The organism is Streptomyces sp. NPDC030183 (assembly GCF_055573455.1).
Genome location: NZ_JBVIBK010000017.1, coordinates 68,313 through 80,567, shown reverse-complemented (window position 1 = coordinate 80,567; position 12,255 = coordinate 68,313). Strand labels below are relative to the sequence as shown.

General features: G+C 71.8%; 12 protein-coding genes. 8 read left to right on the top strand and 4 right to left on the bottom strand.

What is annotated here, in order from left to right; all coding sequences use genetic code 11:
* The 4 genes from ACZ4Z2_RS21400 to ACZ4Z2_RS21385 all read left to right on the top strand — a co-directional run bounded on the left by ACZ4Z2_RS21400 (position 1) and on the right by ACZ4Z2_RS21385 (position 3,381).
* Complete coding sequence (locus tag ACZ4Z2_RS21400) at positions 1–570, top strand: GNAT family N-acetyltransferase (protein ID WP_468078210.1); 570 nt, start codon at positions 1–3, stop codon at positions 568–570.
* Between the two features lie 279 nt (positions 571–849).
* Positions 850–1,677 (top strand): prepilin peptidase, encoded by an 828-nt coding sequence (locus ACZ4Z2_RS21395; RefSeq protein ID WP_468078209.1) that lies wholly within the window; start codon positions 850–852, stop codon positions 1,675–1,677.
* 47 nt (positions 1,678–1,724) lie between these two features.
* Entirely contained in the window at positions 1,725–2,924 is a 1,200-nt protein-coding gene (gene mqnC, locus ACZ4Z2_RS21390) for a cyclic dehypoxanthinyl futalosine synthase (protein ID WP_468078208.1), read from the top strand.
* 7 nt (positions 2,925–2,931) lie between these two features.
* Positions 2,932–3,381 (top strand): imidazolonepropionase-like domain-containing protein, encoded by a 450-nt coding sequence (locus ACZ4Z2_RS21385; RefSeq protein WP_468078207.1) that lies wholly within the window; start codon positions 2,932–2,934, stop codon positions 3,379–3,381.
* 12 nt (positions 3,382–3,393) lie between these two features.
* Here ACZ4Z2_RS21385 and ACZ4Z2_RS21380 read toward each other — a convergent pair whose 3' ends face one another.
* Positions 3,394–4,416, bottom strand: coding sequence for a chitinase (locus tag ACZ4Z2_RS21380; RefSeq protein WP_468078206.1), 1,023 nt, complete (start codon positions 4,414–4,416; stop codon positions 3,394–3,396).
* 135 nt (positions 4,417–4,551) lie between these two features.
* Between ACZ4Z2_RS21380 and ACZ4Z2_RS21375 the strand changes: the two genes are divergently transcribed.
* Together ACZ4Z2_RS21375 and ACZ4Z2_RS21370 are read left to right on the top strand one after the other, a co-directional pair.
* Positions 4,552–5,250 carry a demethylmenaquinone methyltransferase gene (locus ACZ4Z2_RS21375; protein ID WP_468078205.1) on the top strand — a complete coding sequence of 233 codons (699 nt, stop codon included), beginning with the start codon at positions 4,552–4,554 and terminating at the stop codon, positions 5,248–5,250.
* A gap of 124 nt (positions 5,251–5,374) precedes the next feature.
* Entirely contained in the window at positions 5,375–7,546 is a 2,172-nt protein-coding gene (locus tag ACZ4Z2_RS21370; RefSeq protein ID WP_468078204.1) for a zinc ribbon domain-containing protein, read from the top strand.
* 45 nt (positions 7,547–7,591) lie between these two features.
* On the opposite strand, the gene ACZ4Z2_RS21365 is transcribed toward ACZ4Z2_RS21370, so the two are convergent.
* Together ACZ4Z2_RS21365 and ACZ4Z2_RS21360 are read right to left on the bottom strand one after the other, a co-directional pair.
* Entirely contained in the window at positions 7,592–7,915 is a 324-nt protein-coding gene (locus ACZ4Z2_RS21365; RefSeq protein WP_468078203.1) for a PASTA domain-containing protein, read from the bottom strand.
* Positions 7,916–8,053: 138 nt separating this feature from the next.
* The gene (locus ACZ4Z2_RS21360; protein ID WP_468078202.1) at positions 8,054–8,560 is read right to left on the bottom strand and encodes a GNAT family N-acetyltransferase; all 507 of its coding nucleotides are present in this window, start codon (positions 8,558–8,560) and stop codon (positions 8,054–8,056) included.
* 118 nt (positions 8,561–8,678) lie between these two features.
* On the opposite strand from ACZ4Z2_RS21360, the gene ACZ4Z2_RS21355 reads away from it, so the two are divergent.
* A complete protein-coding gene (locus ACZ4Z2_RS21355) occupies positions 8,679–9,983 on the top strand; it encodes a geranylgeranyl reductase family protein (protein WP_468078201.1) in 1,305 nt (434 codons plus the stop codon).
* Between the two features lie 359 nt (positions 9,984–10,342).
* Here the strand turns inward: ACZ4Z2_RS21355 and ACZ4Z2_RS21350 are convergent, their stop codons facing one another.
* The gene (locus ACZ4Z2_RS21350; protein ID WP_468078200.1) at positions 10,343–11,170 is read right to left on the bottom strand and encodes a C40 family peptidase; all 828 of its coding nucleotides are present in this window, start codon (positions 11,168–11,170) and stop codon (positions 10,343–10,345) included.
* Positions 11,171–11,884: 714 nt separating this feature from the next.
* On the opposite strand from ACZ4Z2_RS21350, the gene ACZ4Z2_RS21345 reads away from it, so the two are divergent.
* The gene (locus ACZ4Z2_RS21345) at positions 11,885–12,244 is read left to right on the top strand and encodes an NADH-quinone oxidoreductase subunit A (protein ID WP_007383963.1); all 360 of its coding nucleotides are present in this window, start codon (positions 11,885–11,887) and stop codon (positions 12,242–12,244) included.
* Positions 12,245–12,255 lie beyond the last annotated feature (11 nt).

Sequence of the window (12,255 nt, the reverse complement as noted above, 5' to 3'; positions counted from 1 at the left end):
ATGAGCGACAGTGCCCCCACCGCGCCCCCGGTTCCCCCGCCGAACGTCCGGCCCAGGATCGACCACGACCTCGACGCCTGCGCGTGGGTCCTGGCGGCGGTCCACGAGCGGGACGGCTACCCCGTCAACTGGCCCGAGCACCCTGACCTCTGGCTGACCCCGGCCGCGCTCGTCGCCGCGTGGGTGGCGGAACTCGACGGCCGCGTGGTCGGCCACATCGGCCTGTCCCGTGCCGACGCCACGGACCTGGCGCCCGGCCTCTGGGCCGCCCGCACCGGGGTGGGCACCGCGACGACCGCCGTGGTCAACCGGCTGTTCGTGGCCCGGGCCGCCCGGGGCCACGGGATCGGCGCGCTGCTGGTGGCGCGGGCCACGGCGGAGGCACGGGTCCGCGACCTGCACCCGGTCCTGGACGTGGTGGAGTCGGACGTCGCGGCGGCATCCCTCTACGAAAGCCTCGGCTGGCAGCACCTGGCCACGCTCGAACAGCGATGGAGCCCCGAGCAGACGGTCCAGGTCCGCTGCTACGCGGCGCCCGCGACCCGACAGGGCGCCACCCCACCCCCCTAGGCCCTGTCGTGTCCGCGAAGTCCCGCCTGCCCCGCGACGCCTGGCACGCTCCCCCAGGCTCTTCGAGCAGGGGGTACGTCCCGCCTGCCCCGCGACGCCTGGCACGCTCCCCCAAGCTCTTCGAGCAGGGGGTACCCCCACGCGCCGCACCGGGCAAAGCCCGAGTACGTCCAGTACGAGGGCTTCCGCCCGGCACGCCGAGAGCACGCACCAGGCGCCGCGGGGCCCGCCCTCCGGGCGGACGACGGGACTTCGCGGACACGACCTAGGCTGACTTCCGTGGATCCGGACCTCTGGCTGATCGCCCTGACGGCAGTCGCCGCCCTCTGGGGCGCGGCGGCGGGCGCCCTCCTGCCCCGCCCCGCCTACCGCTTCGCCGTCGACGAGGACTCCCCCTGGCGGACCACGTGCCCCGCGGGCCACCCCCTCACCGGCCCCGCCCACGGCTGGCTGGGCCGAGCCCGCTGCACGACCCCCGCGTCCGCCACCGCGACGGCCACCACAGCGAGCCCCGCCACGGCGGTTCCCGACTCCCCGGCCCCCGCACCCTCCACCCCCTGCACCTACGGTCCCCGCACCCCCACCCTCGCCCTCCTCACCGCCCTCGTCTGCGCCACGCTCGCCCTGGCCACCGGCGTGCGCCCGGAACTCGCGGTCTGGCTTCTCCTCGCCCCGCTCGGCGTTCTCCTCGTCCTGATCGACCTCAAGGTCCAGCGCCTCCCCGACCCGCTGACCCTCCCCTTCGCCGCCCTCGCGCTCCTCCTCCTGGGCGGCGCCGCCCTCACGCCCGAACACGCGGGCCAGTGGCGCACCGCGGCGTTCGGCGCCCTCACCCTCGGCGGCGCGTACTTCGCCCTCTTCCTCATCCGCCCCCTCGCCCTCGGCTTCGGCGACGTGAAGCTCGCCGTGGGCCTGGGCGCGGTCCTCGGCTGGTACGGCTGGGGCGCGCTGTACGTCGGCACCTTCGCCGGCGCGCTCGTCGGCAGCGTCTGGACCCTGGTCCAGGCCGTCCGCGGCCGGGCGAAACGCCGACAACTCGTCGCCCTGGGCCCGTTCATGATCGCGGGGGCATACCTGGGCCTGCTCCTGGAGGCATACGCGGCGTGACGTAGGCTGGCGTGGTCCGTCCAACCCTTACGAAAGGGACGCTCCCGGTGACCGAGAAGGCCGACCTCCAGTCCGTTCTCGACCGTGCCGCCGAGGGTGGGCGGATCACGCCAGAGGAGGCGCTCGACCTCTACCGCGACGCCCCGCTGCACGCGCTCGGCTCCGCCGCCGACGCCGTCCGCCGGCGCCGGTACGCGGGCACGGAGCACATCGCGACGTACATCATCGAGCGGAACATCAACTACACGAACGTCTGTGTGACGGCGTGCAAGTTCTGCGCCTTCTACGCCCCGCCCACGGCCAAGGACAAGGGCTGGACCCGCGACCTGGACGACATCCTGCGCCGGTGCGCGGAGACGGTCGAACTCGGCGGCACGCAGATCATGTTCCAGGGCGGCCACCACCCTGACTACGGCGTCGAGTACTACGAGAAGCACTTCGCCGCCATCAAGCGGGAGTTCCCGCAGCTGGTCATCCACTCCCTCGGCGCGTCCGAGGTCGAGCACATGGCCCGCATCTCCAAGGTGAGCGTCGAGGAGGCCATCCAGCGCATCCACGCCGCCGGTCTCGACTCCTTCGCCGGCGCCGGCGCGGAGCTGCTCCCCGAGCGCCCCCGCAAGGCCATCGCGCCGCTCAAGGAGTCCGGTGAGCGCTGGCTGGAGATCATGGAGACCGCGCACAACCTGGGCGTGGAGTCCACCTCCACGATGCTGATGGGCACGGGCGAGACCAACGCCGAGCGCATCGAGCACCTGCGGATGATCCGTGACGTCCAGGACCGCACGGGCGGCTTCCGGGCCTTCATCCCGTACCTGTACCAGCCGATGAACAACCACCTGAAGGGCCGTACCCAGGCCACGATCTTCGAGTATCTGCGGATGATCGCGGTCGCCCGGCTCTTCATGGACAACATCGCCCACATCCAGGGCTCCTGGCTGACCACCGGCCAGGACGCGGGCCAGCTGACGCTGCACTACGGCGCGGACGACCTCGGCTCGGTCATGCTGGAGGAGAACGTCGTCTCGGCGGCCGGTGCCAAGCACCGCTCCAACCTCCAGGAAATGATCGACATGATCCGCACGGCGGGCCGGGTCCCGGCCCAGCGCTCCACGACGTACGAACACCTCGTGGTCCACGACGACCCGGCGAACGACCCGGTCGACGCGCGCGTGGTGTCCCACATCTCCTCCACGGCGATCGAGGGCGGCACGGCCCACCCCGAGCTGAAGATCCTCGCGTCCAACTAGCCCCCGCATGCTGACGATCCACGCCGCCGACGAGGTGCGCCGCACCTGGGACGACCCGGAGCCGGTCAAGGACGGCGCCGTGGTCGTGGAGGGCGTCCGGGTACGGGCCGCGGGCCCGCTGGAGGAGCTCCAGGCGCGGTTCCCGGGGGCCCGCGTGCGCCGGTGGCCCGGGGTGCTCGGTCCCGCCCGCGTCCACGAGGGCCCGCTCCCCGACGCGCCCACCCCACGGGAACGCGTCCACGCGGTGCTGAAGTCCGGTGCCACCGCCGTACTGGAGTCCCACACGGACACCCCCGAACTCCGCGCCGCCGCCGAGCGGAACGACGTCGTCGTCCTCCCCGGTCCCCGCCCTCCGGCGGTCGTCGACCACGGCAGAGCGGACCTGGCGGTCTTCGACGCGACGGGCACCTGTGTGGCGACGGTCTGCGCGGGCCGACTCGTGCACCGCCGCCGCTGACGAGGGCCCGGTTCACCCCGAGAACGCCTCCGCGAACGCGCCGTCCTCCTGCTCCACACCACTGCAGTCGGTCAACTCGTCACCCGCCCCGCCCCCGCACTCGCGGTCCCGGAACGTCGCCCACATGGAGACCCAGGCGACCCCCTTCTCCTGCGCGAACTCCCTGACCTGCGCGGCGTCCTCCAGCGTGAACGTCTCGTTCTCCACGTCGTTGACGCCGAGCATCGAGGTGAGCGCGAGCCCCCGCCACGCCGCGGGCCCGGAGGTCCCGAAGACGTCCCTCAGCTGCTGGTGCGCGGCCCTCGCGGCGCGCTCCGCGTAGTCGCCCATGTCGCCGTCGTACGAACTGGCGTAGTTCATGGTCATGATGTTGACGGTGGCGACCTGGACGGACGCCTCGTTCGCCGAGTCGAGCAGCGCGATGGCGGCGTCGTCGAGGCCGGACGGCATCACGGGAAGGGTGAAGGAGACGGACAGGTCCGGCCGCTCCCGCTGGAGTCGGGCGATCGCCTGGGATCGCAGGTCGACCGAGTCGGAGTCCTTCAGCGCGTCCCCTTCGACGTCGAAGTCGGCGGCCGACGCACCCGCGGCGTCGAGCGCCGCGCCGTACGCCGCGGCGAGGTCGTCCGCGCTGTCGCAGGCGTCGGCCAGTTCCGTCCCCGAGGCCCCGCCGAAGGACACCCGCACCGACGCCCCGGCCTCCGTCAACGCCGCGACACGCGACTTCACCGCCGGGTCGCCGATCGCGGTGGTGCCGTTCCACGCGGGCTCGCACGCGTCGCCGTCCGCGATCACGAAGGCGAGCTGGTACGCGGCCGCGTCCCCCGCGGCGTCGAGGTCGGACGCCTCCGTGGCGTCCACATAGGGGGCGTACACCGTGGAGGTCCCCGCGTCCGCCTCGGCGGCCGTCGCCTTCGCGTCGGGTGTCCTCGGCGCACGGCTCGGCGCGGACGGGGACTCCGTCGGCCCCGTGGCGCACCCCGCGCAGGTCAGGATCAGCGCGGACATCGCGCCCATCACGGACCTCGCGGACATCAGTGCGGCGACCGGTTTCGGGGAATTCCTCACGCTGCTCACGCGGGAAACCAATCACACCGGGTCGCGCGCCGTGCCGTGGTCGCCGGCACGGGCGCTGCGCGGGCGTCCGGCCCCTCCTGCCACAATGGGCCCGTGACCCGCGCATCCCTGGACAAGCAGCCGCACGAAGTCGCCTCGATGTTCGACCGAGTGGCGGAACGGTACGACCTGACCAACGACGTGCTGTCCCTCGGGCAGGACCGGCGCTGGCGCAAGGAGGTCGCGCGGGCGGTGGACGCCCGCCCCGCCCAGAAGGTCCTGGACCTGGCGGCCGGCACCGGCACCTCCTCGCAGCCCTTCGCGCGGACCGGTGCGTACGTCGTCCCCTGCGACTTCTCCCTCGGCATGCTCCGGGTCGGCAAGGAGCGCACCTCCTGGCTGCCGTTCACGGCGGGCGACGCCACGCGGCTGCCCTTCAAGGACGACACCTTCGACGCGGTGACCATCTCCTTCGGCCTGCGCAACGTGCAGGACACGGACGCCGCGCTGCGCGAGATGTACCGGGTGACCAAGCCCGGCGGCCGGGTCGTGATCTGCGAGTTCTCGCACCCGACCTGGGCGCCGTTCCGCACCGTCTACACCGAGTACCTGATGCGGGCGCTGCCGCCGACCGCCCGCGCCGTGTCGTCCAACCCCGACGCGTACGTCTACCTCGCCGAATCCATCCGTGCCTGGCCCGACCAGGCAGGTCTCGCCGAGCGGCTGCAGAAGGCCGGCTGGGGCCAGGTCGCGTGGCGGAACCTCACCGGAGGGGTCGTCGCCCTCCACCGGGGGTTCAAGGTTCACCCGTAAGGGGGATGCCCTCGAGGGCGCCCTGTTGATGGGAACCGGTCAACGGAAAACGCCGTCCGTTTGATACGTCACCGCACGCGCACCACACGTGTGCCCACGTCCGATCACGGCACGAGTTCTCTGGATGACGGAGCGTTCCATGACGTCCTACTGTCCGCACTGCGGGGCCCCCGGTCCCGACGAAGCGCGTTACTGCATGAAGTGCGGGCGGGAACGCATACCGGTCCCCTCGGCGCCCCCGGCACCGGACGCGCCCGCCGGCCCGGGCACACCCCCGACTCCGCCGCCCGCCCCGCCGACCGAGCCCGCGTCGATCCCGTCGGCCGCTCCGCAGGCAGCGCCGCCGGCCGGCCTTCCGGCGGCCCCGCCCCCCGGCACGCCTCCACCGCCGCCGGGATCGGCCGCGGGCGGGCCTCCCGTGGGGCCGCCGCCACCTCCTCCCGAGTTCGCCCCGGTCCCCGCCCGCCCGTCACCGCTGGGCGCCTTCCTGGGGCGGGCCTTCCGGGGTGACTGGGCCGGATCGGCGCTCGCTGCGCTCTGGCCGGTGCTGTTCCTGCTCGGCAGCGCCGTCGCCCTCGCCATCCCCGACTACGGCCAGGACGAGGAGGACATCGTCGGCTTCGGGGACCGCATGGGCATCGCCCTCGCCTCGCTCCTCCAGGGCGTCGGCGGCGGCTTCGAGGTCTCCGAGACCGGCGGCGGCTACTCCGGCGAACTCCGGACCATCGAGGCGGGCTTCACCCTCACCCTGGTCCCGCTCACGGTGACCCTCCTGTTCGCCGTCGCGCTCTATCTGGGCGTACGTCAACTCCGTACCCGTCTGGCGACCCGTGCCGGGTACGCCGGCTTCGCCGGACCCGGCCTCGGCTGGACCGTCCCCGGCGGCGTCACCCCCGGCGCCCCCGGCACCTCCGGTGCACCTGGCGTCCCCGGCCGTTCCGCCGGACTCGAAGCGGCCCTGCGGGTCACACTGCTGGTGACCGTCGCCGTTCTGCTGCTCGGGCTGTTCGCCCAGCCGACCGTCGCCCTCGCCGAGGTCTCCACGTCACCCTGGCTCGCCGCGCTGGGCGCGCTGGTGCTCACGGCCGCCGTCTCGGGCGGGGTGCTGCACCGCGACGACCTGGCCGCCTGGCTGGCCGTGCGCCCCGGCCCACGCTCCCTCTTCCGGGCGACCGGAACGGCCGTACGCGCCATGGCGATCGTCCTCGCCCTCTGCTCGCTCGTCGCCCTCATCACCCTCGCGTCGAGCGACGACCTCCGGGCCGACTGGGAGGACGACGTCAATCCGCTGCTGATCGCGCTGTTCATCCTGCCCAACATCGCCGTCACCTTCCTCGGCATCAGCTGGGGCGCGTCCGTCGAGGGCGAGGCGGGCCGCTCGCGGTACGGGGACGACTCGTCGTACGGCGACGACTCGTACGGGAACGGTTCCTACGGCGACGGCTCCTACGGGGGCGACTCCGGCGACTACGGCCTCGGCGGGTCGAGCCCCTACGGCGGCTTCGAACGCGAGTCGTTCGGGCTGTCCGAGCTGGGTGACGCCGTCAACGACTGGGCGGTCGTGGGCGCGTTGGCGCTCGGCGCGGTCTGCGCCCTGGTCCTCGGCGTCCTGGCCGCGCGCCGGTCCTCGGGCCGGGGTGAGCAACTCCTCGCCGCCGGTGTGTTCTTCGGCCTCTTCCTCCTCCTCGCCGGCATCAGCGGCTTCTCCATGGAGGCGTCCGGCTCCGCCTCGACCGACTTCGGGGGCGGACTCTCCGCCGCCGGCCAGGTCGACGTGGGCCTCAACATCGCCGAGGCCATGCTCTTCGGCCTCGTCTGGATCTTCGCGGCGGCGTTCCTCGCCCCCTATCTGGTGCAGATGGCCGGCGCCCGCACGGGCGTGATCGCACCCCCGTTCCCGGCGATGCCGAGCGGCCCCGCGGCCTACGGCACCCCGTCCTGGCCCTCGACCTCGCAGAGCCTGCCGGACCCGCCCAGCCTTCCGACCCCGCCGAGCCTGCCGGACCCGCCCAGCCTGCCGGACCCGCCCAGCCTTCCGACCCCGCCGAGCCTGCCGACATCACATAGCCTTCCGACCTCGCAGGACCAGCCGGCTCCGCAGGGCCAGTCGGCGGCGCATCCGTCCCAGCCCGTCGAGCCGTACGAGGTTCCGATGGTCGAGCTAGGCCATCAGCTGCCGGCAGCCGGGCCCGTCGCGAAGCCGCGCGGCCGGGCGCTGATGTGGATCCTCACCATCGCGGCGGCCTTCGTGGTCGGCGGGGGAGTGGCGGTCGCGATCCTGTTCCTGCAGAAGTAGCGGAGGTCCGGCGCGGCGGCGGGAGTGCGCCGCGCCGCGGCGGCCCTATCGCCGTAGCGAGAACGGTTCCCCCGGCTCGTCCAAGTCCCTGCGCAACCCGGGGGGAGGGCCGCCGCGCCGGGGTTCGCGCACGCCCCCGCCGTCGTCGCCGAGCTCGAACCAGACGGTCACCACCGCGCCTCGCGGCACCTCGACGCCCGGCGGCGGGTACTGCCGTACGACGTAGTCCACGACGGCGAGTTCGACGTCGGGCCGGTCACCGGCGGCCAGCCCGACTCCGCTCGCCGCCGCCGTCTCACGCGCGTCCACGGCCATCAGACCGACGAACCGAGGCACACGCACTTCGAATGACTTGGGTGTCAAGCGCACAGACGTTCACCCCCAGCGGTACCCGCAGGGTAGCCGCCGGGGGTGCCCGTTCGGAAGCGCTGCGTGGCGATCTGTCGAAAATCGCTACCCTGCGTCACGAAACGGGGGTTGGGTGGGCCGGGAATCCCGGTCGGCGGCTCAGAGGGCCAGCCGGTAGCAGTGGCCCACCTGTTGCGTGACGGGCGTCGTGAAGGTCTCCGCCAGTTCCATGCCCAGCCGTCGGGTGACCGCTATCGAGCGCTCGTTGCGGGCGTTGACCATGGCGACGACGTTCTGGACGCCGGCCGCCCGTACCCGCTCCAGGGTCAGCAGGGCGGCGGCCGTCACATACCCCTTGCCCCAGTGGTCGCGGGCGAGCCGCCAGCCGATCTCGATCTCGCCGGCCGGCCCCCAGGTCCGCGGCCACGGCTGGGCGCCGGTGAAGCCGATGGCCCGGCCCTCCTCGTCGAGCATGGTCCACAGACAGAACCCGTACTCGGCGTCGTGGCGACGCTGGCGCGCGGTGAGCTCCTCGTAGACGGACAGCTCGGCGGACTTGCCGCCGTGGAACTCCATGACGTCGGGGTCGTCGAAGATCCGGTGCCACGCGAAGGCGTCCTCGTCGGTGGGGACGCGCAGCCGTACGTCGGGCAGAGCTCGGTTCACAGGGGCAGCCCTTCAGCCGATGATCAGGTTCCGCTGAATAGACTGCCCATGTCCGACGCCTGTCGGCACCTGTTTTCTGGTCTTCAGTGCTCCAACTACCTCTTGGGGAGAACCCGTCGTGACCGAGCCCCAGCCCCTTACCGAACACACCGCCGATGTGATCGTCGTCGGGGCCGGACCAGCCGGTTCCACCACCGCGTACTACCTGGCGAAGGCCGGGCTGGACGTGCTCCTCCTGGAGAAGACCAGCTTCCCGAGGGAGAAGGTCTGCGGCGACGGTCTCACACCCCGCGCCACCAAGCAGCTGGTGTCCATGGGCATCGACATCTCCGAAGAGGCCGGCTGGCTCCGCAACAAGGGCCTGCGGATCATCGGCGGCGGTGTCCGCCTCCAGCTCGACTGGCCGGATCTCGCCTCCTACCCCGACTACGGACTCGTCCGCAAGCGCGACGACTTCGACGAGCAGCTCGCCCGCCAGGCCCAGAAGGCCGGCGCCCGCCTCCACGAGAACTGCAACGTCAGCGGTCCCGTCGTCGACGACCGTACCGGCCGCATCATCGGCGTCACGGCCAAGCTCGGCGACCCGGACTCGGGCGAGAAGAAGGAAGTCACCTTCCGCGCGCCGCTGGTGGTGGCCGCCGACGGCAACTCCAGCCGCCTCTCCCTCGCGATGGGCCTGCACCGCCGCGAGGACCGCCCCATGGGTGTCGCCGTCCGCACGTACTTCACCTCCCCGCGCCACGACGACGACTACCTGGAGTCCTGGCTGGAGCTGTGGGACCGGCGCGGTCCGGGCGAGGACCGCCTGCTGCCCGGCTACGGCTGGATCTTCGGCATGGGCGACGGCACGTCCAACGTCGGCCTGGGCGTCCTCAACACCTCCGCCGCGTTCAAGGAGCTCGACTGGCGGGAGATCCTCAAGGCGTGGTGCGCGTCCATGCCGGAGGAGTGGGGCTACACCCCCGAGAACATGACCGGCCCGATCCGCGGCGCGGCCCTCCCCATGGCCTTCAACCGCAAGCCCCACTACACCAAGGGCCTGCTGCTCGTCGGCGACGCCGGCGGCCTCGTGAACCCCTTCAACGGCGAGGGCATCGCCTACGCCATGGAGTCCGGCCAGATCGCCGCCGACGTCATCGTCCAGGCGCACGCCCGCGCCACTCCCGGCCAGCGCGAACTCGCCCTCCAGCGCTACCCCCAGGTCCTCAAGGACACCTACGGCGGCTACTACACGCTGGGCCGCGCCTTCGTGAAGCTCATCGGCAACCCCAAGATCATGAAGCTCGCCACGCAGCGGGGCCTCACCCACCCGATGCTGATGAAGTTCACGCTGAAGCTCCTCGCCAACCTGACCGACCCGACCGGCGGCGACGCGATGGACCGCGTCATCAACGGCCTCTCGAAGGTGGCCCCCAAGGCCTGAGGCGGCCTGACGGCCCGACGGGCCGAACACGCCCCGTTCCGGGCCCCGGACGCGAAAGCTCCGGGGCCCGTTTCGTCACACAACGCCCGGACATATCACCGGTCTCGGGCCGGAACGCCTGAAGCGAGCCGACGGGCGCTCTCGCCGTCCCGGCCCTCAGCGGACCCCCGGCCCGGACCGAACGGCCCTCCCAGGGCCCACCCCGGCCCGTACGCGGGCATGCCGGCCGGCCCGTACGCGGGCATGCCGGAGGGCCCGTACGCGGGCATGCCGGAGGGCCCGTACGCGGGCATGCCGGAGGGCCGCCTGCCCCCAGGGGCGGACGGCCCTTCCGTACGGCGAGCGGTCGGCGGACCGGCTCAGAGCACGCGCACCGCGCCCGACGCCGGGTAGCCCGACAGGTCCTGGATGACGACGCCCTTGGAGGGGTTCGCCGCGTCGAGGTACTTGCCGCCACCGAGGTAGACGCCCACGTGGTAGGCGGAACCCTTGCCGCCCCAGTACAGGATGTCGCCGCGCTGGATCTGGGACAGCGGGATGTCCGTGCCCTGCATCGACTGGTCCTGGGAGACCCGCGGGAGGCTCACGCCGACCTGCTTGAACGCGGCCTGGACCAGCGACGAGCAGTCCCACGCGTTGGGCCCCGTGGCGCCCATGACGTACGCGTCGCCCAGCTGGGCCTCGAGGAAGGCGATGACCGTCTCGACGCTGCCGCTGGCCGGCGGGGCCGTCGAGGCGGAGTTCGTGGTGAGGGTGGTCCGCGCACTGTCCCGCGAGGCGCGCTCGGCGGCGGCCTTGCGCTCCGCCTCCTCGGCGGCCTTCTTGCGGGCCTCTTCCTTCTTGGCCTTCGCCAGGTCCTTGTCGGCCTGCTCGGCCGCCGCCTCCGCGGCCGCGTCACGCTCGGCCTGCAGCTGGTAGTCGGCCGCCATCTGCTGCGTGGCGTCCGCGGACTGCGCCGCCTGCGTGGCCAGGTCGGCCGTGAGGGTGGGCAGTTCGAGGGTCTGCGTCACCGACTCCGCGGCGACCGCCTGCGCTGACGCGCCGGCCACAGCCACGGTGCTGAGGATGCCACCGGCGACTCCGGCGCGCACCGCGATCGAGGACGACGCGTTGCGGCGGGGTTTCCGGTGGCTGCGTATGTGAGCGGTGTGGGACATGGGTACAAGCGGTACCAGGGGCTCCTCCATACCTTCAAGCAACGTGTGGTGCGCCACAGTTGTTCAACGGACGCCCCAAATTCCCTGCGCGTCACTCTTTATTGACGGCGTAACGGGCAAAGCGGACACGACCGATCGGGCCCGTGATCATGCGCTTTCGTGATTACGTCCGAATTGCCCTGCGCTTACCACTGATTGCACCGAGTGGCCAAGCCCGGCTGATTTGATCTCGTTCCGATGTGGCGCAGGTCACAGAGTGATCACCGGTCCGGCCGTGTCCTCGGGCGCGATCGCCGGTCGCGGTCGCTCGTGAACGCGTGCACGCGTCCACATCGGACGCCGCGCCTCCCTCTGATGTGTGAGCGGGGTCCTCTAGCAAGCGACCCCGTCCAGCACCAATTTGCATGCAGCGGAACTCTCTTGATATAGAGACGCACCCTCTCACCTGCGATAACGATCGAAATTGTCACTTCTGGTGATCACTCTGGCGCTTCGTGTATGAAGATCGCCGCTCATCCGACTTCATGATCCTTCGTCAGGTGGTGGAGATCACAAACTCGGTGCCGCACCCCGTGTCGCAGATCACAGACCCGCAGGCATAAGATGCGGGGCAGTTGGGCTTGTGACCTGCTTCACATGTTCGCGATCTTCGTCGGGACGGACGGTGTTCGTGGGACAGGTGGGGCGGAGAGCCGGTCCACGCAACCGCCAGCAGTCAGTGCCGACTGAGAGGAGCGAGGAGCGGTGAACGCGTATGCGCCCATCCTCGTACTGGGAGCCCTCGGGGCAGGCTTTGCGATCTTCTCCGTGGTCATGGCCACGTTGATCGGACCAAAGCGGTACAACCGGGCCAAGCTCGAGGCCTACGAGTGCGGTATCGAGCCGACCCCCACGCCGGCCGGCGGCGGGCGCTTCCCCATCAAGTACTACCTGACGGCGATGCTCTTCATCGTCTTCGACATCGAGATCGTCTTCCTCTACCCCTGGGCCGTCACCTTCGACGCCCTGGGTGTTTTCGGGCTCGTGGAGATGCTGCTCTTCGTGCTCACCGTCTTCGTCGCCTACGCGTACGTCTGGCGTCGCGGCGGCCTGGAATGGGACTGAGGGGCCTTTAA